Genomic DNA, 24,346 nt, shown 5'->3' with positions numbered 1-24,346 from the left:
CGCAATGCTGCAGGTTGAGATAACCGGGCCGGACGGCAGGCAACGCATGGTCGAGGCACCGGAAGAATGCACGATAGGCAAGAGCGTGCAGAACGAAATCCGGCTCGACAGCTGGAGAGTGGCCAAGGAACACGCGCGACTGTTCTCGACGCCGTCCGGCGTGCTGCTCGACGACCTCGGCGGGTTCGGCGGCGTCAGCGTCAACGGCAAGCGCGTCGAGGTGCAGTATGGCCCCCTCAAGGAGACCGACCTCATTTCGATAGGCCCCTTCACGCTGCGGATCCTCAAGTCCGCGCAGTCTGCGCCTCCCGTGCAGGCCGCGTCGCCCCAGTCGCGCTCGGACACCGCGCCGCGGCGCAACCAGGCCGCGGCCGAAGAAATCCAGGCATCGCGGCGTCTCGCCGAGAAGGCGCAGAAGGCCGTCCTCGAACAGCGCGCCCGACCGACTCACACCGTGGCGGGGGACACGCCAGGGCCTGACGAACGGAAAGAAACGGCCCTGGTCGTCGCGCCCGATCCCACGCTCAAGGAACTCGAATTCGAATGGCGCAAGCGCATCCATGGCAAGCTGCTCGAGACGATGGACCTGAGGCGGCAGGATGTCTCTAGCATGAGCGACGACCGCCTGCGGGCCGAGACCGAAGCCCTGATCCGGCAGATCATCGAGGACCAGCACAAGCACATTCCCGAGGAGATCGACCGCGCGCTGCTGCGCGTGCAGGTGCTCAACGAGGCGATCGGACTCGGCCCGCTGGAAGAATTGCTGGACGACGACAGCGTGACGGAAGTGATGGTCAACCGCTACGACGAGATCTACGTCGAGCGGCGCGGCAAGCTGTTGCGGCATCCGCTGACCTTTACCGGCGACCGCGCCGTGCTCGGCGTCATCGAGCGCATCGTCGCGCCGCTCGGGCGCCGCATCGACGAATCCTCACCGATGGTCGATGCGCGCCTCAAGGATGGGTCACGGGTCAATGCCATCATTCCTCCGCTCGCGCTCAAGGGGCCGGCGCTCACCATCCGCAAGTTCGCCAAGCGCAAGCTGCAGGCAAGCGACCTGGTCGCGTTCGATGCCATCAGCCAGGAGATGGCCGACTTTCTCAAGGTATGTGTCGAGGCGCGGAAAAACATCGTCGTCTCCGGCGGCACCGGCTCCGGCAAGACCACGCTGCTCAACATCCTCTCCAATTTCATCCCCTCCGGCGAAAGAGTGATCACCGTCGAAGACGCGGCCGAACTGAAACTGCATCACGAGCACCTGATCAGCCTGGAAGCGCGTCCGCCCAACATCGAAGGCAAGGGCGCCGTCCTGATCCGCGACCTGGTGAAAAACACGCTGCGCATGCGCCCGGACCGCATCGTCGTCGGCGAATGCCGCGGCGCGGAAGCCCTCGACATGCTGCAGGCGATGAACACCGGCCACGAGGGCTCGCTTACCACCCTGCACGCGAACACCACACGCGACGCGCTCGCCCGGCTCGAAACCATGGTCCTGATGGCCGGCATGGATCTGCCGCTGACGGCGATCCGCGAGCAGGTGGCGTCCGCGGTCGATCTGATCGTGCAGCAAACCCGCTTCGCGTGCGGCAGCCGCAAGGTCACCAGCATCGCTGAAATCACCGGCATGGAGAGCGGCAAGATCCAGATCCAGGAGCTCTTCCGCTTCGTCCACCAGGGTTACGGCGGGCCGGAGGGCAAGGTGCAGGGCTATTTCACCGGCTGCGGGCTGGTACCGGGATTCTACGAGGAGCTGCTCGCGCGCGGCGCCGCGCTCGACATCGGCATCTTCAAGACCGTGCTCGCGGACGACGTCGCATCTCTTGCCGGCGAGGCCTACGAATGAACGCGACGATACTGCTGGTCACACTCATTTTCGCGATCGCGGCATCGCTGCTGGCGTGGTTCGTCATGGACGTCGGATCGGGCGCGATGGCACGTTATCGCGCCAGCTTCACCGAACGAGCGAGCTTCCAGGCCAAGGAGTTCTTCCTCTTCATCGATCCGCAAAAGCTGTTCGCCGCCAATCTCGCCGTCATGCTGCTTGCCGGTCTCGGCATCTGGATGCTCAGCGGCAGTGCGGTACTGGCGATCACCCTGTTCTTTTCCATGACCTTCCTGCCGCGGCTGCTGTACCGCCTGTTGCGCGCGCGGCGCCTGCGCAAGTTCGACGAACAACTGCCGGACGCGCTGATGATGCTCGCCGGCGGCATGCGTGCGGGCGTCGGCCTCGTCTCCGCGATCCAGCAACTCGTGATGGAAGCGCAGGCGCCGCTCGGGCAGGAGTTCGCCGTCCTGCTGCGGGAGCAGCGCATGGGCGTCACGCTGGAGCAGTCCCTGAACAACCTGTCGCGCCGTGTGCCGACGCAGTCGACCATCCTCATCATCTCCGCGATGCGCATTGCGAGCGAGACCGGCGGCGGACTCGCCGAAACCCTGGAGCGTACCGCGCACATGATCCGCAGCCGCCTGCAAATGGAAGGCAAGATCGGCGCGCTGACGGCGCAGGGCAAGCTGCAGGCCTGGATCGTCGGCCTGTTGCCCATGGTGATGATGTTCATTCTCGACCGCATGGAGCCCGAGGCGATGTCGCATCTGTGGCATACGCGCCTCGGCTGGGGCGTGCTTGCCGTGATCGCCTTCCTGGAAATCATGGGCATCTACGTGATCCGCCGCATCGTCGCCATCGACGTCTGACGCACAGGGGGAGCGCAAACATGACAGAGGGAGTCTTCAGGCACGCGGGCACGGTCATCTGGCTGGTGGCGTTGGCGATCGGCCTGTCGGCGGCGCTCGTCGGCTGGCTGCTCAGCCGCGCGCTGGCCGAAGTGCCGGAAGAGGATCGCCAGTACAAGGACCCGCCGCCCGCCGGCTTCCGCCTTGCATGGCTGCCGATCCAGTGGGTCAGCCATTATCTGGCCCCCTTCGTCCACGGCAAGGCGCGCGATCGCATCGCCGCCCGCCTGTTGCGGGCCGGACTGGATTACTGCCTGTCGCCGGCGCAGTTCATCGCCTCGCGCATCGTCTGCGGCCTGCTCTGCGGCGCCCTCGCATGGTGGACCCTCGGCTCATTCGACCAGCGCGAGATCGGCGAGCCGGGCTTCGGCAACGGCATCTATCTGCAGGTCTTCCTTTATGCGGCGCTGTTCGGCGGCTTCTATCCCGGCATCTGGCTCAAGGACAGGATCGCCCTGCGGCGACGCGAGATGCTCAAGTCGCTGCCGTTCTATCTCGACATCATCACGCTCTGCGTCGAAGCAGGCCTGAACCTGCAGGGCGCGGTCCAGCAGGCAGTCGCCAAGGGCCCCGGGGGCGTGCTGCGCGAGGAATTCCAGCGCATGCTGCGCGACGTTCGGGCCGGCAAGCCGCGGGCCGAAGCGCTGCGCAACATGGCAGAACGCCTGCAGGAACCCGCCGTGTCGCATTTCGTGATCGCCGTCATCCAGGCCGAGCGCATGGGCATGAACCTCGGTCCGGTGCTGCGCGCGCAGGCAGACCAGCGCCGCAGCGAACGCTTCCTGCGCGCCGAAAAACTGGCGATGGAGGCCCCGGTGAAGATGCTGTTCCCGCTGATCTTTTTCATCATGCCCTGCACCTTCGCGGTGCTGTTTTTCCCGATTGTCATGAAGTTCATGCATTCCGGCTTGTAGCCGTGTTGCCTGCTCAGCTTTTCGTGGGCGGCCCCGACAGGAGCCGCGCAAGTGTAGACCGTGACCGAATGAGGAATCGCCATGCCCGTCACCGAAGCCCTGATCCAGACCCGTTCCGCCAGTCACCCGCTCCGTCTGCGCGTGGCCAACAGTTTCTGCAGCCGTTTCGCCGGACTGATGTTCAAGAAGCGTCTTGCCGCCGACGAGGCACTCCTGCTCACCTGGTGCCAGAGCGTGCACACCGCCTTCATGCGCTTTGCGATCGACCTCGTCTACCTCGACGAGAACGGCTGCGTGACCAAGTGCGTCGAGAAGCTGAAGCCCTGGCGCTGCAGCCGCAGCAGCCTGCCAAAGGCGGACCGCTGTCCCGCCGCGCTGCCCGCGCGTCATGTGCTGGAACTTGCCCCGGGTACCATTGCCCGGCTGGGCATCCGCGAGGGTGACCGCGTGGTGTATCCGGAAGCCGAACGGCATCGGGCAAGAATGGCGGGCAGCACGGAAACGACGCGGCCGCGCCCATCCCGGCAGGGCGGCGCCGGCATGGTCGAATTCATCGTCGTCGGCCCCATCCTCACCATGCTCGGCCTGTCGGTGCTGCAGTACGGCATGCTGTTCTTCGCCAAGAACCAGGTCAATCACGCCGGCTTCATGGCCGCGCGCGCCGGAGCCATGATGAACGCCAGCGTGAACGCGATCGAAGACGCCTACGTCGATGCATTGATCCCGGCATACGGCGGCGGCACGAGCGCCGGGGAGCTGGCCGAAGCCCGTCAGCGCGCGCGCACGGACCTGACCGGCAGACCGGACGGCCGCATGCTCGCGATAGAAATGCTCAACCCGACGAAGGAAAGCTTCGACGACTGGAACGACGCCGGCCTGCAGCAGACCGTCGGCAACAGCCGCCGCGTCATACCGAACTCTGAACTTGCCCTGCGCGATCCCGGCCGCATCGGTTCCCAGTCGGGTCAAAGCATCCACGACGCCAACCTGATCAAGCTTCGCATCACCCACGCCTACGAACCCAAGGTACCGGTCGCCGGGACAGTCTTCAACCGCTATCTGCGGTGGATGGACAACGGCAGCAACCCCGACTACAGCCGCATGCTCAGCGCGGGCCGCATACCCCTCGTCACGCATGTGACGCTCAACATGCACAGCGACGCCATCGAGCCGCCCAATCCCGTCTCCATGCCGGGGCCGGGCAACAACGGCCGGCCATCCGATCCCGGCACGCCGCCCGCCAACGGCAATCCGCCGCCATCCTGCCTCACGGCCGGCTGTACGGTGGAGACGCCGCAGACCGCCTTTGCCCCCGGCGATACCGGCACCGGTGGCGGCGCGCAAACCGGAAGCCAGGAGCCCCCGCCGTGCATGTGACAACGATACTGGGCTTGCTCGTCGGGCGCGTATTCGGTCCGGCGCTCCTGCTGCTGCTGCTGACAATCCTGAGCCCGTCGCATGTGCTCGCGCAGACAGCAGGCGGAGCAGCAGAAACCGCGGGAACCTCGGTAACGACACCGGTCCCCGTCTTCAGAATCTGCGACCCGCCACCGGTCTGCTTCGCCAGCGTCGAGGCCCGCCAGGCCTGGGCCGCGCAGAACCGCTGCCGCTTCCTGGAAGACGTCTGCACGCAAACCACACCCGAAAACGATCATCGCGGCGCGCAGCAGGAAGACCGCGGGTTCTGGGGCAATCTGTGGCACGGCATCGAGTCCCGGCTCGTCTATGGATACGAGTTCGTCAAGGGCTTGCTGACCGGGTTGAAGGACCAGGTGGCCGACCTGTTCAGTCTGGTCACGAACATCGACGAGGCAGTGCAGGGCCTGGTCGCCCTCGGCCGCGCATTCCACGACGACCCGCAGGCCACGCTGCGCACGCTCGCCGGCCTGCTCGGTCAGGCCGCGGTCGACACGATCACGCGCGCCACGCACTGCGGCGCCTACGACCTCGGCCGCGTGGTCGGCCAGCACGTCAATCCCGCCGTGATGCTCAGACTCGCCACCCGTCTGTCCCGCTATGGCGATGACCTGGGCGCGGCGGTCAACGCGACGAGACACGACTTCGGCTGCGCAAGCTTCGCGGCCGGCACGCCCGTTCTGACCGACAGGGGACGCGTACCGATCGAGCAGATACGGATCGGACAGATCGTGCTGTCGCGAGACGGCCGGAGCCAGACAGACATTCCGCGGCCGGTGACCGACGTTTTCAGTCGAACCACAAGCAGTCATCGGATACTCAGAACCGAATACGATACGCTCAGAGTCACCGACGAACACCCGTTCTGGGTACAAGGCAAGGGCTGGACCCAGGCCAAGGACGTCACCGACGAAGATGTCATCGCCGGGCGCGAGGGCGACGCGCTGGTACTGAGCAATCAGGAGGTGAAGCAGGCCCTCAAAGTCTTCAACTTCAGCGTTGCCGATACGGCGAGCTACTTCGTTGGGGAGGGCGGGAGTTGGGCGCACAATGCATCTTGCGCCCTGGTACCCGGAGGTGGCTTGGCCGCACATGAAGCGGCAGGAGGGCATGCGATAGCACGCCATGTGGGGCGTACTGAACAGCAGCTACGTGCGCGCTTCGAAGATAATCCAAGAATGAAAATATCTTCAACATTCGTCGATCGTGTATCCGCTGAACGTTTTGTATCGGCCGCTATTAACGCTGAGCAAGAGAGAGTTCGCGAGTTTGCAGCAAGTGGCCGCCCTTCCCTCACGATCGATTATGTTGCGAAAGATGCTACAGGGATTTCAGTGCAAAGAGGAATCCCTGGAATAGTCCACGTGAACGGCGTAAGAATTGTTTTGATAAAAGCCCCAAGCATGCCGGACGGTTATTTGATCCTTACAGCGTACCCACAGCCATGAACTCGTCCCGATATCCTGCTCTTAGACATCTATTCGGCGCATACTTTCATCAAGATTTTGATCTCGAATACAAAGACGCAGAAGACGCAATCAATGGTTTTCTATCTTTGGAGCCCCAGCAAGAAATTGAGGCATCAGTTGTGGAGTTGCATGACTTACTGAAGTTGGGTCTTAGTGAAAGCGATCTGGAACGCTTGCTTATTCGACTGGGACTAGCTTATGACGCTACATCCACAGGGCTAACGAATTCAGAGTGGCTAGAACATGTCAAGCAGCGTTTGGAGACCCGCAGTAATTGGAATCGAAATTCGTGACAACTCCACATCGCGTGCACTGCCATTCTTCATCGAACTACTGGCAGAAGTTAACTGATATGGAAGAGGATGCAATCGCACAGGGGACGATATTCCGATTCCCGGCCAAATGGCCATATGAGGAGATGGTGGACCTGATGTTGCTGAACCTGCCGGAAGAGGGAACCGAACATTCCCTGGTCGTTACATCCGGACTCAAGGCAGGTCGCCTCTTGGTCAGACTTCCACTCGAAGCAGAACTACAAGGGCCAATTGCTGTAAGTAGAAAGTGGCTTATCGAGAACTGGGCGAAGTGGATTTACCCGGATTGCGAGGCGGAAGAGGTTATGTGTACGCGACATTACCCGGTTCCCAAGCGGCCAGTATTGACATCAGCTCCGCCTTTGCCCTAGTACGCCGGTGCTTCCAAGCCTCGACCTACGCCGTCAGGGAGATTTAAAGGATGAATAAACTGTCATGCGAATCGTTGGCTCAACTGCTCTGTTGCTACTTCCATCAAGATTTCATGGAGGAGTACGAAAGTCCCGACCACGCCATCGCCGCATTCATTGCGGAAGAGCCAATTGGATACATACAAAAGACACTGGAAGACATCGAGAAACTACTGTCCACGCGTATTTCTGATGAAGATATCGATAAACTAATTTCAAATCTCAGCTGCGCGTACGATCCGCATGCCGAGGGCAGGACGAGCAGGCTATGGCTGCAGCATGTCCAGCAGAAGATTAAAGAAGCCATGGAGTGACAATTTTGATGAGTAGAGACCAGAGGCGTTCTTATCCTGTCAACTTGGAACAGGTTTATCCGTCACTTCACCAGTTCTTTGGAGGCTATTTTCATGAAGACTTCAATCTCGAATTTAAGGACGAAGAAGATGCGATCAATACGTTTCTGACGGACGAACCATTGGAAAAGATTTCTTCGTCACTCGCTGAGTTGGATCAGGTTCTAGAGGTGGAGATTATTGAAGAGGAAGCCTCCCGGTACCTCGAAGATTTTGGATCCGCGTACTATCCTGCAGCCCGAGGAAGAACGGCCTTGGAGTGGTTGAAGCACGTCAGGGAGAGGCTGGCCAGCTATGTCAGTTCCAAGTCGAACGCTGACCAATGACGAATCCATAAGGGTGGCATGACAATAGTCTTGAGAATCGGTTGACTTAAGCCGGACACATGTACCTGGCAGCGCCCAACCTCAATCATGAACTCTCCCCAGTATCCTGCGCTTGGACATCTGTTCCGTGCGTACTTCCATCAAGATTTTGATCTCGAATACAAGGATGGGGATGAAGCAATCGAGGGTTTTCTTTCGTCGGAGCCGCAGGAAGAAATTGAGGCATCAGTTATCGAGTTGGAACTGGAAGTTTCTAAATTGACGACACACTGCGGACTATGAGCGCCTGGCAAAAACTTGTCTCGCTTAAAGCACGGTCCATCATCCGAGGAGCAGTATTCCGATTCCCGGCGAAATGGCCGTATGAGGGAATGGTTGATCTTCTGGTGCTCCGTCTGCCCGGAGACACCACATTGCATTCTCTAATTGTCACGTCTGGGCATAAAGCGGGCCACCTGCTTGTTCGGTTACCGATTGAAGCGGAGCTGCCAGGCGTGAATGCTTTGAGCAGGCAATGGATCGTCGATAACTGGGCAAAGTGGATTTATCCGGAGTGCGACGTGCGGGAAGTTCTTTACGCCAAACATTACGCCGTGCCCCGTCGTCCTAAGGACGCGCTTTGATTTCTGAATGGTGTCGGCTGCTTCGTGTACTTGCCGGCTAGCTGCGCCGACTGCATCCACTTTGTGCCCTTCGAAAGTAGTTTTGTACTCAAACTCATGAGGTGTAAATGAGCATAAGTTTCATCGCAGGGAATCTGCTAGGCCGCGCCGCAATCAGCTATCTCATCGTTCTGGTCATCGTCTCGCTGTTGAGTAAGCTCGACTGGCGTCTCGCTTTGCGGCGCAGTGTGCGATGGTACGGCCTGCTGTCAGTGCTGGTTCTGACATTGGCTGGAATCGGGGTCGCCGCATCGAGAGGGGGATTCGCCGCATGAGTACCGAATCAGGCATGAATCAGTTCGACAACAGGCGTCGCCGTCTTCTCGTCGCCGGTGGCCTGTATGTAAGTGGCGGCGTGTTTGCCGGCGTCGCCCGGGCGGGCAGTTCAGAAACGAACGCGCAGGCGCCGCGCGAGATGCAGATTCACAAGGTTCGCGAACTGGGTCTGGAGATCTGGGTAGAGAACCAGCCGCCCTGGCGCACCGAGCTGCAACGCGGGGCGCATCCGACTTTCATTGCGGAGGCACCTGAAGCGCATCATCCGCCTGCGGTGATGAGCTATTCGAGCTGGCCGAAGGAGCGTGTCGCCGAGGGGGCATTCGCGACGATGGCGAGGACCGCTATCACCCGTGCGAGTCAGAATTTTGGATTGAACGTCGCCGCGAGCCGGGCGCTGACGATTTTGCCGGCAAAGCATGCTTCGCTGAGCGGGCATGAGGCTGATTTCGTGGGCACGGTGCAGGGCGTTGCGATGGATGTCCGGATATTCGTCGGACAGGAGAAGGGGCGGTTTCCGGTGGTTCTGACGCTATATACCCGGAAGGGCAAGATTCATCACCTGGAACAGCATGTGCGGCGAGCCTGGGGACGGCTTGCGTATCTGTGATCCCCCAGTATGCGGCCGCACTGCCCGCATACTCAGGAACAATCCCCGTTGTCGCTCGGGCGATCAAAGACCATCGAGGAATTTGCCGCCGCTGCGTGGGCAGCACGATTTCATCCGCATACGTTGCCTGGGGATTACCGGTCGATGCAGTATCTGTACTGATACCAGACCCGTGAAGTGGCACGTCCCTGAACGGAAAGCACGCCTCCCGAGGAGACGTGTTCCCGGTCCCGCTCGGTGCCGCACATGCTTGCCAAAAGCTTACAAAGCAACTAGGTAGCAATGTCTCACCCGGCTTGTTTTATCCTGCGCTCTCTGGCTGTGTCGGAGAGCCGCTCATTTACGAGCGGTCTAGGGCCGCCGTCGGTGTAGACCACGGCTTTGATCCCGCCGTATTTATGATGGTAATGGTCCTCGATCCTGGTTACTCTGTCCGACTTGATTTCAACCCGGAACACGCAGGCGTATGGGAAGCTGAAACCAGCAACTGTCGTGCCTTCCTCGACGCCGAGAAAAGTCAACTTCTCTATTACTCTGACCGTCGTCGGCGGCTCGTTTCCATGTTGGCTTATCCAGTCGAAAGTGCTTGTTGTACTGTCGCCTGGCTTGTAGGGGGCGTTGCCGTTGCTGATATCCCCTAGTTCCAACGGTATGTGAGTGTAAGTGTAGTTTTGTACGGTATTACCTGAGACGGTCGTAAAGCCGGTTGTTTTCATCCAGTGCCTTGCGCCGCGAAGTGAAAGTTCTTCCGACACGAGTTTGGGGTAGTGGCCGTTTGCCGATACATGTTCGGGATTTTCATCCGTAATTAACACGCCCTGCCGTCCGGCGTACGAATAAGGGACAACTGCTGTCACGGTGTTCGTTTGGTGCATTGTCTCAATCTGATTTGTCCAAGAGTCAAATTCTTCAACGCCGTCCACAGCTATATCCCCAACCTGCACATCATCATGCCGCGGAAAGCAATCGTCGTAGGTCACCGAACGCGAACTCGCGGTAAACACCGGTGCCGGGCTGAGCTTGAGCGGGTTGTTGTCGATGGTGTTGATGTTGCTGGTTTGCGGGGCTTCGTTCCCGCTGCCTGCGCCCGCTTCGGTGCTGCTGCTTGCGGTGCTCGCGTCGCCGCCATCGCCGTCGCCGTCCCCGCCGCAGGACGTCAGACCCATTACGAGTGCCAATGCACAGACTGCCTTCACTTTCATGCTGCTCGCCTTTTCTCTTGTTGAAAAGACAAGATGCTAAGTTGGCGCTGACATGACAGGGGTTCCAAAATGTTAATGTTGCAACGACCGCTCTCGCGCTGCGTCGATTACAACGGTTGAACACCGGGCATGCGGCCCAAGATAGTCGAAACGCCGCGGCGTCCTGTCCGCGCGCGCTTCGACCGCGTATACCCATCCCATGCACCTGCCACGCTCCACCACCGTCATCCTCGCCATCCTCGCGTCGCTGCATGCCTACATCGGCTGGCGCATTCTTCCCGCGCTGCCGGTGCCGCTGGCGGTGCAGGTGCTCGGCGCGCTCTGGCTGGTGGCGTCGTTCGTCCTGATCCCGGCGAGCATGATGTCGCGCGGGATGCGGCAGCCGATGGCCGACCGGGTGGCGTGGGCGGGGTTTCTGGCGCTCGGCCTGTTTTCTTCGCTGTTCGTGCTGACCCTGCTGCGGGACGTGGCGCTGGCAGTCGCGGTGTTGTTCGGCGCGGGGTCGGAGTCGCTGGTGCGCGGCACGGGCATCGGCGTGCCGGTGCTGGCGGGCTTTGCGGCGCTGGCGGGTTTCTTCAATGCGCGCCGGGTGGCGCGGGTGGTGGAGGTGGACGTGCCGATCGCGGGCCTGCCCGAGGCGCTGCATGGTTTCACCATCGCGCAGATCAGCGACATCCACGTCGGGCCGACCATCAAGCATGGCTACCTGAACCGTATCGTCGATGCGGTCAATGCGCTGCAGGCCGACGCGGTGGCGGTGACCGGCGATCTGGTCGACGGGGCGGTCCGCCACCTCGCGCCACATACCGCGCCGCTGGCCAGGCTGCAGGCGCGGCACGGGGCATTCTTCGTGACGGGCAATCATGAATACTATTCCGGCGCCCATGCCTGGATCGCGGAGGTGCGCCGCCTCGGCCTGCGGGTGCTGATGAATGAGCACGTGGTGCTGGAGCATGACGGCGCTTCGCTGCTGCTGGCGGGCGTGACCGACTACACCGCGCATCATTTCGATCCCACCCACCGCAGCGACCCGCACAAGGCGCTGCTCGGCGCGCCGGAGGGGGTGGGGGTGAAAGTGCTGCTCGCGCATCAGCCGCGAACCGCGCCGTTTGCCGCCAGGGCCGGTTTCGACCTGCAGTTGTCCGGCCACACGCACGGCGGTCAGTTCTTCCCGTGGAATTTCTTCGTGCCGATGCAGCAGCCCTGGGTCGCCGGTCTCAAGCGGCTGGAAAACCTGTGGGTCTACATCAGCCGCGGCACCGGCTACTGGGGGCCGCCGAAACGCTTCGGCGCGCCGTCGGAGATCACCCGGGTGCGCCTGGTCCGCGCCTGAGTTCTCTTGACCGAACGCAACTAAGCTTGCGATTCCGGCTTTCATGCCGGTTTTCAAGCACGGTCGTTCGGAACAAAAAATTGCAGCTGATCCTCAAAACAGCAAACAAGGGGCGCCTGCCGGCGCTCCGATAACGAACGAGGAGACAGTCATGAAAAGACCGGAGACTTTCGGCCGTCATCGCGCAGCCCGCGCATCGCATCCCGCTCCCCGCACGCGCGAATGCCCCCGCATTCCGCCTCGCCCTCGCTGATTACCCCCATCCCTGAAACCGCCGCGCCTGCCGCGCCATAAGCGCGTTCGGCCGGCATTCCGTGCGACGCCGCGCGTCCCGCTGCGCCGGTGGTGGTCGCGCATATCCCGTTCATCAAGGAGCATCATGCGTAAAACAGGAAACGTCTTTCTGCTGCCCGTGCTGTGCAGCGCCGCCGTACTGCTGGCCGCCTGCGGCGGTTCCGATCCCGCCGGTACGGCTTATACCTCGGGGACCAGCATCAAGCCTTTGCTCGGCCTGCTCGATCCGCTCGCGCCGGAAACGGATCTCGGCGGCCCTGATACCCCGGAGACGGACTACAGCAGCCGGTCGCTCTACAGCGGGCCGGCGCCGCGCCCCGGTCCCGATCTTCTTTACGCGAAGCCGCCTCGTGCGCCGCAGCTTGAAAACACCGGCATCTGGCGCGCAAGGCCGATCCTGGTCTCGGGCGCGAGCGCTTACCGGCAGGGCGAATTCCTCTACCAGGACTATCTGTACGACGACCGCGGCGCCAACGGCACGCTGTTCGATCCCACCGATGCCCGGCGTTCCAACGAGACGTTCTCGCGCGGGAACGGTACCTACACCTATCCGAACGATCCGGCGTACGCGGGCAACGCGGCCGACATCGTGGAATTGCGCATCAAGCCGCAGTCGGGCTTTACCGCGTTCCGCGTGACGCTCAACAGCCTGATCGATGCCGAACGCGTCGGCATCACGATCGCGCTCGGCGATTCGGCCTCGCCGCGGGCCTTCCCGTTCGGCGCCAATGTCGCGGCGCCGGGGCAGTACTTCCTGACGGTGCACGGCACGCAGGCGGTGCTGACCGATGCCGCCACCGGCGGCGTGGTCTCGCCCGCGCCGGAGGTGAGCGTGGACATGGAGCGCCGGCAGTTCGAGGTGCGGGTGCCGGTCACCGCCTGGAATCCGGGGCGCAATGTGGTGCGGGTGGCGGCCGGCGCGGGCTTGTGGGACCGCGCGAACAATCGCTACATGACGCCGCAGGCGGTGGCGAGCAGCACGACACCGGGCGGCTCGGGCACGCTGACGCGGCCGGCAGCATTTTTCAATGTCGCCTTCCGCTTCAACGAGCCGATGCTGCGCATCAGCGAGATCGCGTCCGGCACCTCTTACTGGCGGGAGAATGCGCAGGCCTCGGCGCTGGCATCGGGGGACATCAGCGCCTTCCACGCCAGCGTCGACTTCGGCAAGCTGGCGGCAAAGGTGAACGATGACATGCCCGGCCAGCCGCAGGGCGTGCCGCAGACGGGACCGATCAATCGCATCTTCGCCAGCGCCGTGGAGACCAGGCAGGGAGTGGACTTCTCCGTCGAATGCGGCAGCGCGCCGACCTGCAAGGGAGAGTACCGCGGCCAGCTGCAGCCGTACACGCTGTACGTGCCGGTCAAGCCGCGCCCCGCCGGGGGCTACGGGCTGACGCTGCTGCTGCACTCCCTCGGCGGCAATCACAACCAGTACCTGGCGTCGCGCAACCAGTCGCAGCTCGGCGAGCGCGGTGCCGGCCACCTGGTCGCCACCGCGCTCGGCCGCGGCCCGGACGGCTGGTATGTGGATGACGCGGCGGCGGATACCTTCGAGATGTGGGCCGACATCGCGCGGCATTATCCGCTCGACCCGGAACTGACCTCGATCAGCGGCTATTCGATGGGCGGGCATGCGACCTTCAAGTTCGGCACCCGCTATCCGGACCTGTTCGCCCGCGCCCATGCCGTGGTCGGACCGCCGGCGCTCGGCATCTGGGTGCCGCCGGCGGAACCGACCGGCGGCGACGCGACCAACACCTATCACCTGCTGCCGGGCCTGCGCAATCTGCCGATCATGATGTGGGTGCAGGCGGCGGATGAACTGGTGCCCTATGCCGGGACCCTCGCCCAGGCGCAGCGTCTCGACCAGCTCGGCTACCGCTATCGCTTCGACACCTATGCGAGCGGCGAGCACCTGACGCTGGCCGTGCACGACCAGTATCAGGGCAGCGCGGACTTCCTCGGCGACGCGCGCGTCAATCGCAATCCCGCTCATGTGACGTATGTCGCCAACCCGGCGATGGATGTGCCGTCGCGCGGCCTGGTCGGCAATCACGCCTACTGGCTGTCGGACATCGCGGTGCGGGACACCGGCTCGTCCGCGCCGCGCGGCAGCATCGACGCGGTATCGCGCGGCTTCGGCGAAGGCGATCCGGCGGTGTCGCCGACGCAGAGCGGCGCCGGGGTCACCACCGGCGATCTCGGGCTGCAGGCCTATGTGAGCCAGTTCCGCACCTGGGGCCTGCCCACCGTCGCGCCGGCCGCCAACCGGCTCGATCTGGTCGCGCGCAACGTCGCCGCCGTCACCGTCCATCCCCAGCGCGCGAAACTGAATTGCGATGCGCAGCTGGTGGTGGACACCGACGGGCCGCTGACCGTGACGCTCGCCGGATGCAACCGGCAGCTGCGCTATCCGTGAAGAGATTTGAGCTGCCGCAACCGGCAGGGTGACTGGTAACACATCGACATAGTCCGATACGCGCGCCGCCGAACCCGCTTCGGCGGCGCCGGTCGAAATCCTCGCATTGCATCGAATTGATGCAACTATTGAAGCAAGGAAATCGGCTGAAGGAGAAGGACGTGGGCATATTAGGCAGCATCCTGGGCAAGCGTGACAACGGGATGCCATACCGGACCGTGGACGGGGGCCATCCGGCACCGTATCCGGACATGACCGACGAGCAGTTGTACAACTACGAGATGGCGTTCAACGTTCCACGCAGGACATTCGACCGGCCGCCGACGCCGGCGCCGGCACCCGGACAGGCACAGCCTGCGGCGCGCGGCGGCAGGCAGGAACCCTCGCTGGCAACCGACGGCATGGCCACCGAGCAGGCCGTCGAGGCGCCGCCGGCCGCGGCTCCGCGGCAGATGGAAGACGAGCAGGAAAGCGAAGAGCGCCGGTTCGACGCGCCGCGCTACACCGCCCGCGCGCAGACGGGCGCCGCCGATGCGAGCACGCTCGCCCGCACCATGGTCAACCCGGCGCTGCCAAGCAGGACGCCGGCGCCGCCGCTGGATTTCAGCCGGCCGGTGAGAATGATCACGACCAGGCAGCCGGTCGAGATCATCACCACCCGGGCGCGGCATCCCGTGTACAAGGTGCACGGCTACATCGGCGACGACGACGTGGTGACGGTGTTCACCAGCGACGGCCGCCTCTCGGAAAACGGATTGCCCTACCTGGAGAATGTGCCGGAGATGGAACGCCTTTACCTGAACATCTACCTCAACCGCGACGGCATCAGCACCGACCGTTTCGTCGTGACCCAGCATCCGACGCGCGAGGCGGCCGACGCCGAAGCCGAGGCCAATGCGCAGAAGGGCAAGGGCGATCGGATCAAGTGCGTCGACGTCGAACTCGATCTCTGACTCAGGCGCCGCGGAACAGCCGCTTGATGCCGTGCGGCGGCGCGCGGAAGTATTGCGGCGGCCCATCCACGTGGGCGCCGAGTTCGGCCGCCGCATGCCACGGCCAGCGCGGGTTGTAGAGGATGCCGCGCGCCAGCGCTACCATGTCGGCCTTGCCCGAGCCGACGATTTCTTCCGCCTGTGCGGGTTCGGTGATCAGGCCCACCGCCATGGTCGGCAGTCCCGACTCGCGCCGTATGCGTTCCGCGAACGGCACCTGGTAGCCCGGACCCAGCTCGATCTTCTGCAGCGGCGAGAGGCCGCCGGTGGAGACATCGATGAATGCGCAGCCGCGCCCGCGCAGTGCCTGTGCGAAGGCCACCGTCTGTTCCAGGTCCCAGCCGCCTGCTACCCAATCGGTAGCTGACACGCGCACGCCGACCGGCTTGTCGGCGGGGAAGGCGGCGCGCACCGCGTCATAGACCTCGAGCGGGAAGCGCATGCGGTTTTCCAGCGACCCGCCGCAGGCGTCGGTGCGCTGGTTGGACAAGGGCGACAGAAACTGATGCAGCAGATAGCCGTGGGCGGCGTGCACCTCGATCGCGTCGATCCCGAGGCGGTCGGCGCGGCGCGCGGCGTCGACGAAGCGGTCCCGTACGCGCCGCAGGCCCGCTTCGTCGAGCGCGATCGGGGTGGCGTCGTGGTCGGCGTACTTGAGTGCCGACGGCGCGGAGGTGATCCACCCGCCGTCCTCCGGCAGGATCGATTGCCCGCCTTCCCACGGCACCCGCGTCGATGCCTTGCGTCCGGCATGCGCCAGCTGCACCGCGATCGGCATCGGCGAATAGCGGCGCACCGCCTGCAGCACCCGGGCGAGCGCGGCTTCGGTGTCGTCGGACCACAGGCCGAGATCGGCCGGGGAGATGCGGCCTTCCGGCTCGACGGCGGTCGCTTCCAGAATCAGCAGGCCGGCGCCGGACAGCGCGAGATGGCCGAGATGGATTTCATGCCAGTCGGTGGCGCAACCATCCTGCGCGGAATACTGGCACATCGGCGCGATGACGATGCGGTTCGGCAGGCTGAGGCCGCCGAGGCTGATGGGAGAGAAAAGTGTGCTCATGCGCTATCCATGAAAGAAAACGCGCCGCAATGCCGGCGCTGGCGATTTCAACTATGCTGCTGCCATCTTCGGCAGCGGAAACGGCATGCGAGAACCAAGACTCGATTTGATCATTGTTTCGTCTTATCTGCTGGCGGCCGCCGCGCTCGCGATCGTGCTCTGGAAAGGACTGCTGGCGGCATTGTTCGCCGGCCTGCTGGTGTACTCGCTGGTCATCGTGCTGGCGCCGGTGCTGGGCAGGAACATCAGCGACCAGCGCGCGCGGGTGATCGCGGTGGCGCTGCTCGGCTCGCTGATCGTGCTGCTCCTGACGCTGACCGTCTGGGGGACGGTGAGTTTCTTCCGCAGCGACGCCGGCAGCGTCGAGGCGCTGATGCGCAAGATGGCGGACATCGTGGAAGCCTCGCGCGGCCAGCTGCCGCCGTGGCTGGAAGCGCGCATCCCCGACGGCGCGCAGGCGATACAGGAAGCAATCACGCGCTGGCTGCGCGAGCACGCGTTCCAGGCCCAGGCGCTCGGCCAGGAAGCGGGGCGCGTCATCGCCCACCTGCTGATCGGCATGGTGATCGGCGCCATGGCCGCGCTCTACGACACCACCACCGCCCCCAACTACAAGCCGCTGGCGGCGGCCCTGCATGAGCGGCTGGTCAACCTGCACCGGGCGTTTCGCAGCATCGTCTTCGCCCAGGTGCGCATCGCCGCGCTCAATGCGGTATTCACCGCGCTCTACCTGGCGGTGCTGCTGCCGCTGCTCGACATCCGGCTGCCGCTGACCAAGACCATGATCGCGGTGACCTTCTTCGCCGGCCTGCTGCCGGTGATCGGCAATCTCATTTCCAATACGGTGATCGTGATCGTCAGCCTGTCGCATTCGCTCGGCATCGCGCTGGCGTCGCTCGCCTTCCTGGTGGTCATTCACAAGCTGGAATACTTTCTCAACGCGAAGATCATCGGCCTGCACATCAATGCGCGCGCTTGGGAACTGCTGGCCGCGATGCTGACGATGGAAGCGATATTCGGCCTGCCGGGCGTGGTCGCCGCGCCGGTGTTCTATGCCTACCTGAAAAAAGAGCTGAGCGACCGCGGCCTGGTCTGACCGGATGTCACGCGTCGCCGACGGTGACGATCACCACGCCGGTGCCGCCGCAGTTGGGGCAGGGTGCAGAGGCGGCATCCCTGCCGCTGCCGGCGCACACCGGGCAGGTGTTTTCGCCGGTCTGCTCGGCGCCGGGGCTGGCTTCGTCGCCCGGATTGCGGGGCGCGGGCGTGGGCGCATTGGTATTGGTCGTGCTCATCCTTGCTCCTCTCTTCATCGTTCCGATGCCTGGCGGCCGATCGCCGCGCGCACCGCATCCGCATATTTGTCGCCGCGCGAAATCGCTTCGAAGTAGTTCTGCATCTGCTTGCGCGTGACCTGCGGCGGCAGCGGCGGCACGCTGGCATCGACCACCGCTTCCAGCAGGAAGGGGCGGTCGGCCGCAAGCGCTTCGTCCCAGGCGGCGCCGATCTGCTCCGGGCTGTCCACCCGCCTGCCGTACAGGCCGAGCATCCGCGCGTAGTCGGCATAGGCGAAGTCCGGCAGTTCCTGCGACACCGGGTACATCGGCTCTCCCTGCTGGCCGCGCTGTTCCCATGTGACGAAGTTCAGGTCGCGATTGTTCAATACCAGCACGATGAGCCGCGGGTCCCGCCAGGTGCGCCAGTCGCGGGCGATGGTGATCAAGGCGTTCAGGCCGTTCATCTGCATCGCGCCGTCGCCCGCCAGCGCGATCACCGGCCGCTGCGGGTGCGCGTACTTGGCGGCGATCGCATAGGGCAGCGCGCAGCCCATGGTGGCGAGCCCGCCCGAGAGCGAGGCCATCATGCCGGCCCGCATGTCGAGGTGCAGCGCATACCAGGCGGTGGCCGAACCGGAGTCGCAGGTCAGGATGCAATCGTCCGGCAGGCGCGGTGACAGCTCGGTGAAGACGCGCTGCGGATTGACCGGATCGGCCGGGTCCTGCGCCCGCCGCTGCATCAGGTCGCGCCATTGCCGGACCTGCTGTTCTATCTGGTGCTGCCAGCCGCGGTCGCTCTTGCGCTCCAGCATGGGAAGCAGCGCCTGCAGGGTCTGCCGGGCGTCGCCGGTCAGGTTGCATTCCATCGGATAGCGCAGGCTTGCCCGCCGCGCATCGATGTCGATCTGCACTCCGCGCGCCTGTCCCTCGGGCGGCAGGAATTCCGCCCAGGGAAAACTCGAGCCGACCATCAGCAGCGTGTCGCAGCCGTTCATCATGTCGGCGCTCGGCCGGGTGCCGATCATGCCGATGGTGCCGGTCACGAAGGGCAGGTCGTCGGGCAGGGCCGCCTTGCCGAGCAGCGCCTTGGCCACGCCCGCGCCGAGGACGTCGGCAACCGCCGCCACTTCGTCACCCGCATGCAGGGCGCCGGCGCCGGCCAGTATCGCCACCTTCTTGCCGGCGTTTAAGATGGCCGCGGCCTGGCGCAGGCTGTCCTCGTCCGGCACCAGGTTGCGCCCGGTCGTGCCGATGCCGGAATGCACGCTGCCGTGTTCGCGCGGCGGCGTCTCCACCGCGGCCAGTTCCTGCAGGTCGTTGGGCAGGATGATGCAGGTCACCGCGCGCTGCTCGCGTGCGATGCGCAGCGCGCGGTCGACCAGGTGCCGCACCTGCTCCGGCACCATCGCCGTCTGCACGAACTCGTGCGCGACATCCTTGAACAGCGACTGCAGGTCGACTTCCTGCTGGTAATCGCCGCCGAGTCCCATGCGCGCCTGCTGGCCGACGATCGCCACCACCGGCTGGTGATCCAGCTTCGCGTCATACAGGCCGTTGAGCAGGTGAATCGCGCCCGGCCCGGAAGTCGCCATGCACACGCCCACCTCGCCGGTAAATTTTGCATGCGCGCAGGCCATGAAGGCGGCAAGTTCTTCATGCCGCGTCTGCACGAAGTCGATGTCATCCTGGCGGCCGAAAGCCTCCATCAATCCGTTGATGCCATCGCCCGGATAGCCGTAGATGCGCCGCACGCCCCACTGGCGCAGGCGCTTGAGGATGAAATCCGCGACCGTCTCGCTCATTGCCGTGCTCCCGCAAAATGCCGGGATGGCACGCAAGATGCGCGCCGGATGGTGGATGGAACCCCGCTACCGCATGCGGGTCAACCCGCATTTGCGCGGAAAGGAAACAGCATGCTGCCCTCCCTCGGCTACGGCGCGACCAGCGCCACTTCTCCCCTGCAGGCGATCCGTTTCGAGCGCAGGGATCCCGGACCGCGCGACGTGCAGATCGACATTCTGTATTGCGGCGTCTGCCATTCCGATCTGCATACGGTGCGCAATGAATGGCACAACACCGTGTACCCGGTCGTGCCCGGGCATGAAATCATCGGCCGGGTGACCGCCGTCGGCAGCGAGGTGACGCGCTTCAAGCAGGGCGACATGGTCGGCGTCGGCTGCATGGTCGATTCCTGCCAACACTGCCCCAGCTGCGCCGAGGGCCTCGAGCAATATTGCGAGAACGGTTTCGTCGGCACCTACAACGGCGAGGAAATGCATTCCGGTGGCATGACCTACGGCGGTTATGCGACCAACATCGTGGTGACGGAGAAATTCGTGCTGCGCGTGCCAGAGGGACTCGATCCGGCGGCGGCCGCGCCGCTGCTGTGCGCCGGCATCACCACCTGGTCGCCGCTGCGCCGCTGGAAGGTCGGGCCGGGCCAGAAGGTGGGCGTGGTCGGACTGGGCGGACTCGGGCACATGGGCATCAAGCTGGCGCGCGCGCTCGGCGCGCACGTGGTGCTGTTCACCACCACGCCGGACAAGCGGCAGGATGCGCTGCGGCTCGGCGCGCATGACGTAGTGGTGTCGAAGAACGCGGACGAGATGGCCGCGCACGAGAACAGCTTCGACTTCATCCTCAACACCGTGGCCGCGCCGCACAGTCTCGATGCCTTCCTGGTGCTGCTCAAGCGCGACGGCACGATGACGCTGGTGGGCGCGCCGGCCGAGCCGCATCCCTCGCCGCAGGTGTTCAACCTCATCATGAAGCGCCGCCATCTCGCCGGCTCGCTCATCGGCGGCATCGCCGAGACGCAGGAAATGCTCGACTTCTGCGCGCAGCACGGCATCGTGTCCGACATCGAGATGATCCCGGTGCAGAGCATCAACGAGGCCTACGAGCGCATGCTCAGGAGTGATGTGAAGTATCGCTTCGTGATCGATATCGCCTCGCTGCGCGGCGCGCCCGCGCAATAGGGCGGCTTCAGGTCAGCGGCGCGTCCCGTTCCCAGCGGCGGTCGAAAACCTGCCGCATCGAGGCGCGCAGCGCCGGCCGCGCGACCTCGCGCAACTGGTCTTCCGCCTCGCGCAGCTGCTGCGACAGCGCCCGGTACCCATAGCTCGACGCGGTGCCGCGCAGGCGGTGCAGCTCGCGCCGCAGCGCTTCGGCGCTGTCGGCGCCGCCGTCCTCGTACGCATGCCACAGGCTCTCCAGCTGCCGCAGCCGCTCCGGCAGCCGCGCATCGAAGGCGGCCGCCACTTTCTGCAATGCCTCTTCCAGTCTCCGGCCGGCGTCGCTCATGACCGCTCCTCCTGGTGCCGGCGCCACATGTCGCGCAGCTGCTGCGCCAGGCGCGCGGCCTGGAAAGGCTTGACGATCACGCCGAGGGCGCCGATGCCCTCATAGTGCGCGATGTCCGACGGCTGCGCTCTGGCGGTCATGAAGACCGCCGGCAGCTCGGCGCAGCCCGGCAGGTCCCGCAGCGCGCGCAGCGTGGTCGGACCGTCCATCAGCGGCATCATCACGTCCAGCAGCACCAGGTCGGGCTGGAAGCCGGGCAGGGCCTCGAGTGCTTCCCTGCCGCCCGAGCAGATACGCAGGCTCAGCCCGCCGACATCCTCCAGCGCCACCTGCACGATGGCCTGGATGTCTTCGTCGTCTTCGATATACAGCACGCGCTGCAGGGGGCGCGCGCAGGCGCTTGCGTCAGTCATGTTCGTCGGGAAGCGATGGCTCGAAAAAAAAGACCTCGCGCCCAGCGCCGCGCGGGATGCGCTGCGGCTGAACGGGATGGACTCGTACTTGATGTTTTCCGCGGGCTTGCGTTCCGCACCGGCATGCGCAAAGCATCGGTCAACCTCAGGATAATATTTCCGCACGGAAATATAACCCATTAAATGCCGCATCCGGCGCAGGGCAGCGGCTCGCGCGTGAAAAAAAACCGACCGGCGACAAGAAAAACAGATTGGACGGGGGCCGAACTCTTTGCCATGCACCGCCACTCACCGTTGTTTTTTTCTGCAAGGGGATGGCAAGTGAGTGAACAGAACAAGCGGGTCGAGGAACTGCAGGCGCGTGTAAGCAAGACGGCGGCCGCCCGCTACCGTGCCAGCGAACGGCTGGAGAAACACCAGAAACTGTCTTTGTGGACGCTGGCATGCCTCGCGCTGGCATTGGTGCTCATACCGCTGATCCAGACCATGGAAGTGCCGACCGGAATAGAGCCGCTGTGGCTGCATGGCGCCGAGGCCGTGCTCGCGGTGCTGGTGCTGATCTATGCGCTGCTGGTCGGCATGGAGAAGTTCGTCGCCCAGACCAATGCCATGCGACGCAGCGGCGTGGAGCTGGACCGCCTGTCGCGCCGCATCGCCGCCCGCGACCCGAACAAGATGACCGAGGCGGAATTCAGCGCCTTCGTGCGGGACTATTTCGACATCATCGACCGCTACGAACATCATCAGCCGGTCGACTACCAGTTCACCCGGCTGGCGGCGATGCCGAAGAACGGCAACGAGTGGCCCGCCTATGCCTGGCTGTGGACGCGGGTGCAGGCCGGCAGCCTGTTCAGCTATCTGCACTATGTGGCGGTGCTGGCCTTCGTCGCCTTCGTCTTCGTCATGCTGCTGGGCGGGATCAAGCGCCACGCCGATCCCGATGCCTTGCTCCATCTGCGCAGCAGCGAGGGTCTTTCCGGCAGCGTCGCCCGCGCCGACGACAGCGGCGACGCGGCCGGGGAAAAGCGGCGCTGACAGGCGAGCGCCGCGTCGCTCAACCGGCGCGCGCCGGCAGTACGTCGCGCAGCACCAGGTGGGCGTCGCGGATCATCTTCTCCGTCACTTCCCAGCCCACGCAGCCGTCCGTCACCGAGCAGCCGTAGACGAGCCTGGACAAGTCTTCGGGAATGGCCTGCTTGCCGCCCACGATGTTGGATTCGATCATCACGCCCACCAGCGAGCGGTTGCCGAAGCGGATCTGGTTGACCACGTCCGCCATCACCAGCGGCTGCAGGTCCGGGTTCTTGAAGCTGTTCGCATGCGAGCAGTCGACCACGATGTTGGCCGGCAGCTTGGCCTTGGCCAGGGCCTGTTCGGCCATGGTGACCGACACCGTGTCGTAGTTCGGGCGGCCGTCGCCGCCGCGCAGCACCACGTGGCCGTAGCGATTGCCGCGGGTGCGCACGATGGATGTGCGGCCCTGGCTGTTCACGCCCAGGAAGGCATGCGGATGCGAGGCCGACAGGATGGCATTGATCGCGATGCCGATGTCGCCGTCGGTGCCGTTCTTGAAGCCGACGGGCGTCGACAGGCCGGATGCCATCTCGCGATGCGTCTGCGACTCGGTGGTGCGCGCGCCGATCGCGGTCCAGGCGATCAGGTCGCCCAGGTACTGCGGCGAGATCGGGTCGAGCGCCTCGGTCGCGGTCGGCAGGCCGAGCTCGGCAACGTCGAGCAGGAAGCGGCGCGCATTGGCCATGCCGCGCTCGATGTGGAAGGAATCGTCCATGTCGGGATCGTTGATGTATCCCTTCCAGCCGGTCGTGGTACGCGGCTTCTCGAAATACACCCGCATCACCAGCAGCAGCGAGTCGGCGACTTCTTCCTGCAGGCGCGCGAGCCGGCGCGCGTAATCCAGGCCCGCGACCGGGTCGTGGATGGAGCAGGGACCGACCACCGCGAACAGGCGCGGATCCTTGCGGTCGAGGATGTTGCGCAGCGCCTCCCGGCCCTGGGTCACGACGGTGCCGGCACGGTCGGACAACGGCAGCTGCGCATGCAGCTCTTCCGGCGTCGGCATCGCTTCGAACGAGCTGACGTTGACGTTTTCTACATTGAAGATGGTCATGAGGCGGCGCGCAAAAAAGCGGACAGTTTAGCGCGTGCCGGCGCCGGCGCAACCGCCGGGCAAAAAAAGACCCGCGCAAGGCGGGTCATGAGGGGAAGGGTAAATCGCTTAGGTTTCAGCGGCCGCCGAAACGGCCAAAACGGTCCATGCGTTCGCGTTCCGCACGCTGCCACTGCGCCAGACGGCGGGCAGCCGGGGTCGGGCCACTGCCGTTGTGGAACTTCTTGTCGGCCTGAACGGGTTGACGGGCCGGGTCGGACATGACGGGTTTGTCGAACATGTTTGCACCTCCTGAAGGGCAGCGCAAAAGCTGCGGGTCGCGGTTGATTGACGGGGATATTCCCATACAAGACTTAGACCAGCCTTAAGAAAGCGAAAATGACGACAAAACATGAAAAATGCGGCGTGATGGCGGCATTCGCACCGGTCGGGTGCATCC

At 64.2% G+C, this 24,346-nt stretch carries 27 protein-coding genes; 19 read left to right on the top strand and 8 right to left on the bottom strand.

Annotated features, from left to right (window positions below):
* The first annotated feature begins 4 nt into the window (after window positions 1-4).
* From NCCP691_RS11960 to NCCP691_RS11900, 13 genes are all read left to right on the top strand, one after another.
* Window positions 5-1,843, top strand: a complete 1,839-nt coding sequence (locus tag NCCP691_RS11960) for a TadA family conjugal transfer-associated ATPase (protein ID WP_220808572.1) — start codon at window positions 5-7, stop codon at window positions 1,841-1,843.
* Between the two features lie 65 nt (window positions 1,844-1,908).
* Window positions 1,909-2,694 (top strand): type II secretion system F family protein, encoded by a 786-nt coding sequence (locus NCCP691_RS11955; RefSeq protein WP_373870354.1) that lies wholly within the window; start codon window positions 1,909-1,911, stop codon window positions 2,692-2,694.
* 20 nt (window positions 2,695-2,714) lie between these two features.
* A complete protein-coding gene (locus NCCP691_RS11950) occupies window positions 2,715-3,647 on the top strand; it encodes a type II secretion system F family protein (RefSeq protein ID WP_220808569.1) in 933 nt (310 codons plus the stop codon).
* A gap of 81 nt (window positions 3,648-3,728) precedes the next feature.
* Complete coding sequence (locus NCCP691_RS11945; RefSeq protein ID WP_220808567.1) at window positions 3,729-5,024, top strand: DUF192 domain-containing protein; 1,296 nt, start codon at window positions 3,729-3,731, stop codon at window positions 5,022-5,024.
* Window positions 5,015-6,511 carry an RNase A-like domain-containing protein gene (locus NCCP691_RS11940; protein ID WP_220808565.1) on the top strand — a complete coding sequence of 499 codons (1,497 nt, stop codon included), beginning with the start codon at window positions 5,015-5,017 and terminating at the stop codon, window positions 6,509-6,511. The genes NCCP691_RS11945 and NCCP691_RS11940 overlap by 10 nt, the downstream gene beginning before the upstream one ends.
* Window positions 6,508-6,825, top strand: coding sequence for a contact-dependent growth inhibition system immunity protein (locus NCCP691_RS21625; RefSeq protein ID WP_220808563.1), 318 nt, complete (start codon window positions 6,508-6,510; stop codon window positions 6,823-6,825). The genes NCCP691_RS11940 and NCCP691_RS21625 overlap by 4 nt, the downstream gene beginning before the upstream one ends.
* Entirely contained in the window at window positions 6,807-7,217 is a 411-nt protein-coding gene (imm45, locus tag NCCP691_RS11930) for an Imm45 family immunity protein (protein WP_220808561.1), read from the top strand. Before NCCP691_RS21625 ends, imm45 (NCCP691_RS11930) begins: the two co-directional genes overlap by 19 nt.
* 50 nt (window positions 7,218-7,267) lie before the next feature.
* Window positions 7,268-7,570 (top strand): contact-dependent growth inhibition system immunity protein, encoded by a 303-nt coding sequence (locus tag NCCP691_RS11925; protein ID WP_220808559.1) that lies wholly within the window; start codon window positions 7,268-7,270, stop codon window positions 7,568-7,570.
* A gap of 8 nt (window positions 7,571-7,578) precedes the next feature.
* Window positions 7,579-7,935 carry a contact-dependent growth inhibition system immunity protein gene (locus NCCP691_RS11920; protein ID WP_220808557.1) on the top strand — a complete coding sequence of 119 codons (357 nt, stop codon included), beginning with the start codon at window positions 7,579-7,581 and terminating at the stop codon, window positions 7,933-7,935.
* A gap of 87 nt (window positions 7,936-8,022) precedes the next feature.
* Window positions 8,023-8,217, top strand: coding sequence for a contact-dependent growth inhibition system immunity protein (locus NCCP691_RS11915; RefSeq protein WP_220808555.1), 195 nt, complete (start codon window positions 8,023-8,025; stop codon window positions 8,215-8,217).
* Window positions 8,214-8,558, top strand: coding sequence for an Imm45 family immunity protein (gene imm45 / locus NCCP691_RS11910; protein ID WP_220808553.1), 345 nt, complete (start codon window positions 8,214-8,216; stop codon window positions 8,556-8,558). Before NCCP691_RS11915 ends, imm45 (NCCP691_RS11910) begins: the two co-directional genes overlap by 4 nt.
* A 107-nt stretch (window positions 8,559-8,665) precedes the next feature.
* Window positions 8,666-8,872, top strand: coding sequence for a hypothetical protein (locus NCCP691_RS11905; protein ID WP_220808551.1), 207 nt, complete (start codon window positions 8,666-8,668; stop codon window positions 8,870-8,872).
* A gap of 14 nt (window positions 8,873-8,886) precedes the next feature.
* Window positions 8,887-9,483: a hypothetical protein gene (locus NCCP691_RS11900; protein WP_220808550.1), complete on the top strand. Its 597-nt coding sequence runs from the start codon at window positions 8,887-8,889 to the stop codon at window positions 9,481-9,483.
* Window positions 9,484-9,770: 287 nt separating this feature from the next.
* Here the strand turns inward: NCCP691_RS11900 and NCCP691_RS11895 are convergent, their stop codons facing one another.
* Window positions 9,771-10,685 carry a hypothetical protein gene (locus NCCP691_RS11895; RefSeq protein ID WP_220808549.1) on the bottom strand — a complete coding sequence of 305 codons (915 nt, stop codon included), beginning with the start codon at window positions 10,683-10,685 and terminating at the stop codon, window positions 9,771-9,773.
* Between the two features lie 205 nt (window positions 10,686-10,890).
* Here NCCP691_RS11895 and NCCP691_RS11890 point away from each other — a divergent pair, with 205 nt between their 5' ends.
* The 3 genes from NCCP691_RS11890 to NCCP691_RS11880 all read left to right on the top strand — a co-directional run bounded on the left by NCCP691_RS11890 (window position 10,891) and on the right by NCCP691_RS11880 (window position 15,687).
* The gene (locus NCCP691_RS11890) at window positions 10,891-12,018 is read left to right on the top strand and encodes a metallophosphoesterase (RefSeq protein ID WP_220808625.1); all 1,128 of its coding nucleotides are present in this window, start codon (window positions 10,891-10,893) and stop codon (window positions 12,016-12,018) included.
* 379 nt (window positions 12,019-12,397) lie between these two features.
* Window positions 12,398-14,734, top strand: a complete 2,337-nt coding sequence (locus tag NCCP691_RS11885) for an alpha/beta hydrolase-fold protein (protein ID WP_220808547.1) — start codon at window positions 12,398-12,400, stop codon at window positions 14,732-14,734.
* Between the two features lie 161 nt (window positions 14,735-14,895).
* Entirely contained in the window at window positions 14,896-15,687 is a 792-nt protein-coding gene (locus NCCP691_RS11880) for a hypothetical protein (protein WP_220808545.1), read from the top strand.
* 1 nt (window position 15,688) lies between these two features.
* Here the strand turns inward: NCCP691_RS11880 and NCCP691_RS11875 are convergent, their stop codons facing one another.
* On the bottom strand, window positions 15,689-16,786 hold the full coding sequence (locus tag NCCP691_RS11875) for an NADH:flavin oxidoreductase/NADH oxidase (protein WP_220808542.1): 1,098 nt from the start codon (window positions 16,784-16,786) through the stop codon (window positions 15,689-15,691).
* A gap of 85 nt (window positions 16,787-16,871) precedes the next feature.
* Here NCCP691_RS11875 and NCCP691_RS11870 point away from each other — a divergent pair, with 85 nt between their 5' ends.
* Window positions 16,872-17,882, top strand: a complete 1,011-nt coding sequence (locus tag NCCP691_RS11870) for an AI-2E family transporter (RefSeq protein WP_220808540.1) — start codon at window positions 16,872-16,874, stop codon at window positions 17,880-17,882.
* A 7-nt stretch (window positions 17,883-17,889) separates the two neighbouring features.
* Here NCCP691_RS11870 and NCCP691_RS11865 read toward each other — a convergent pair whose 3' ends face one another.
* On the bottom strand, window positions 17,890-18,081 hold the full coding sequence (locus tag NCCP691_RS11865; RefSeq protein ID WP_220808538.1) for a hypothetical protein: 192 nt from the start codon (window positions 18,079-18,081) through the stop codon (window positions 17,890-17,892).
* 14 nt (window positions 18,082-18,095) lie between these two features.
* Window positions 18,096-19,865: a thiamine pyrophosphate-requiring protein gene (locus tag NCCP691_RS11860; RefSeq protein WP_220808537.1), complete on the bottom strand. Its 1,770-nt coding sequence runs from the start codon at window positions 19,863-19,865 to the stop codon at window positions 18,096-18,098.
* Between the two features lie 111 nt (window positions 19,866-19,976).
* Here NCCP691_RS11860 and NCCP691_RS11855 point away from each other — a divergent pair, with 111 nt between their 5' ends.
* Window positions 19,977-21,041, top strand: coding sequence for an NAD(P)-dependent alcohol dehydrogenase (locus NCCP691_RS11855; protein ID WP_220808535.1), 1,065 nt, complete (start codon window positions 19,977-19,979; stop codon window positions 21,039-21,041).
* A gap of 7 nt (window positions 21,042-21,048) precedes the next feature.
* On the opposite strand, the gene NCCP691_RS11850 is transcribed toward NCCP691_RS11855, so the two are convergent.
* Together NCCP691_RS11850 and NCCP691_RS11845 are read right to left on the bottom strand one after the other, a co-directional pair.
* Window positions 21,049-21,366 (bottom strand): Hpt domain-containing protein, encoded by a 318-nt coding sequence (locus tag NCCP691_RS11850; RefSeq protein WP_220808534.1) that lies wholly within the window; start codon window positions 21,364-21,366, stop codon window positions 21,049-21,051.
* Complete coding sequence (locus tag NCCP691_RS11845) at window positions 21,363-21,779, bottom strand: response regulator (RefSeq protein WP_220808532.1); 417 nt, start codon at window positions 21,777-21,779, stop codon at window positions 21,363-21,365. Before NCCP691_RS11845 ends, NCCP691_RS11850 begins: the two co-directional genes overlap by 4 nt.
* Before the next feature lie 321 nt (window positions 21,780-22,100).
* Here NCCP691_RS11845 and NCCP691_RS11840 point away from each other — a divergent pair, with 321 nt between their 5' ends.
* Window positions 22,101-22,814 carry an SLATT domain-containing protein gene (locus tag NCCP691_RS11840; RefSeq protein ID WP_220808530.1) on the top strand — a complete coding sequence of 238 codons (714 nt, stop codon included), beginning with the start codon at window positions 22,101-22,103 and terminating at the stop codon, window positions 22,812-22,814.
* Window positions 22,815-22,833: 19 nt separating this feature from the next.
* On the opposite strand, the gene NCCP691_RS11835 is transcribed toward NCCP691_RS11840, so the two are convergent.
* Window positions 22,834-23,907, bottom strand: coding sequence for a 3-deoxy-7-phosphoheptulonate synthase (locus NCCP691_RS11835; protein ID WP_220808528.1), 1,074 nt, complete (start codon window positions 23,905-23,907; stop codon window positions 22,834-22,836).
* Window positions 23,908-24,022: 115 nt separating this feature from the next.
* A complete protein-coding gene (locus NCCP691_RS11830) occupies window positions 24,023-24,187 on the bottom strand; it encodes a hypothetical protein (protein ID WP_220808527.1) in 165 nt (54 codons plus the stop codon).
* Window positions 24,188-24,346: the final 159 nt, after the last annotated feature.

Source organism: Noviherbaspirillum aridicola, from assembly GCF_019656455.1.
Lineage (GTDB): Bacteria > Pseudomonadota > Gammaproteobacteria > Burkholderiales > Burkholderiaceae_D > Noviherbaspirillum > Noviherbaspirillum aridicola.
The sequence above is the reverse complement of the archived record's forward strand: the minus strand, read 5'-3'. Positions and strand labels throughout refer to the sequence as shown.

Bases quoted from the DNA above. Each gene is read 5' to 3' on its own strand.
- NCCP691_RS11960 (WP_220808572.1), top strand. From the start codon at position 5: ATGCTGCAGGTTGAGATAACCGGGCCGGACGGCAGGCAACGCATGGTC.
- NCCP691_RS11955 (WP_373870354.1), top strand. From the start codon at position 1,909: ATGGACGTCGGATCGGGCGCGATGGCACGTTATCGCGCCAGCTTCACC.
- NCCP691_RS11950 (WP_220808569.1), top strand. From the start codon at position 2,715: ATGACAGAGGGAGTCTTCAGGCACGCGGGCACGGTCATCTGGCTGGTG.
- NCCP691_RS11945 (WP_220808567.1), top strand. From the start codon at position 3,729: ATGCCCGTCACCGAAGCCCTGATCCAGACCCGTTCCGCCAGTCACCCG.
- NCCP691_RS21625 (WP_220808563.1), top strand. From the start codon at position 6,508: ATGAACTCGTCCCGATATCCTGCTCTTAGACATCTATTCGGCGCATAC.
- NCCP691_RS11925 (WP_220808559.1), top strand. From the start codon at position 7,268: ATGAATAAACTGTCATGCGAATCGTTGGCTCAACTGCTCTGTTGCTAC.
- NCCP691_RS11920 (WP_220808557.1), top strand. From the start codon at position 7,579: ATGAGTAGAGACCAGAGGCGTTCTTATCCTGTCAACTTGGAACAGGTT.
- NCCP691_RS11915 (WP_220808555.1), top strand. From the start codon at position 8,023: ATGAACTCTCCCCAGTATCCTGCGCTTGGACATCTGTTCCGTGCGTAC.
- imm45 (WP_220808553.1), top strand. From the start codon at position 8,214: ATGAGCGCCTGGCAAAAACTTGTCTCGCTTAAAGCACGGTCCATCATC.
- NCCP691_RS11905 (WP_220808551.1), top strand. From the start codon at position 8,666: ATGAGCATAAGTTTCATCGCAGGGAATCTGCTAGGCCGCGCCGCAATC.
- NCCP691_RS11900 (WP_220808550.1), top strand. From the start codon at position 8,887: ATGAATCAGTTCGACAACAGGCGTCGCCGTCTTCTCGTCGCCGGTGGC.
- NCCP691_RS11895 (WP_220808549.1), bottom strand. From the start codon at position 10,685: ATGAAAGTGAAGGCAGTCTGTGCATTGGCACTCGTAATGGGTCTGACG.
- NCCP691_RS11885 (WP_220808547.1), top strand. From the start codon at position 12,398: ATGCGTAAAACAGGAAACGTCTTTCTGCTGCCCGTGCTGTGCAGCGCC.
- NCCP691_RS11875 (WP_220808542.1), bottom strand. From the start codon at position 16,786: ATGAGCACACTTTTCTCTCCCATCAGCCTCGGCGGCCTCAGCCTGCCG.
- NCCP691_RS11870 (WP_220808540.1), top strand. From the start codon at position 16,872: ATGCGAGAACCAAGACTCGATTTGATCATTGTTTCGTCTTATCTGCTG.
- NCCP691_RS11865 (WP_220808538.1), bottom strand. From the start codon at position 18,081: ATGAGCACGACCAATACCAATGCGCCCACGCCCGCGCCCCGCAATCCG.
- NCCP691_RS11860 (WP_220808537.1), bottom strand. From the start codon at position 19,865: ATGAGCGAGACGGTCGCGGATTTCATCCTCAAGCGCCTGCGCCAGTGG.
- NCCP691_RS11855 (WP_220808535.1), top strand. From the start codon at position 19,977: ATGCTGCCCTCCCTCGGCTACGGCGCGACCAGCGCCACTTCTCCCCTG.
- NCCP691_RS11850 (WP_220808534.1), bottom strand. From the start codon at position 21,366: ATGAGCGACGCCGGCCGGAGACTGGAAGAGGCATTGCAGAAAGTGGCG.
- NCCP691_RS11845 (WP_220808532.1), bottom strand. From the start codon at position 21,779: ATGACTGACGCAAGCGCCTGCGCGCGCCCCCTGCAGCGCGTGCTGTAT.
- NCCP691_RS11835 (WP_220808528.1), bottom strand. From the start codon at position 23,907: ATGACCATCTTCAATGTAGAAAACGTCAACGTCAGCTCGTTCGAAGCG.
- NCCP691_RS11830 (WP_220808527.1), bottom strand. From the start codon at position 24,187: ATGTTCGACAAACCCGTCATGTCCGACCCGGCCCGTCAACCCGTTCAG.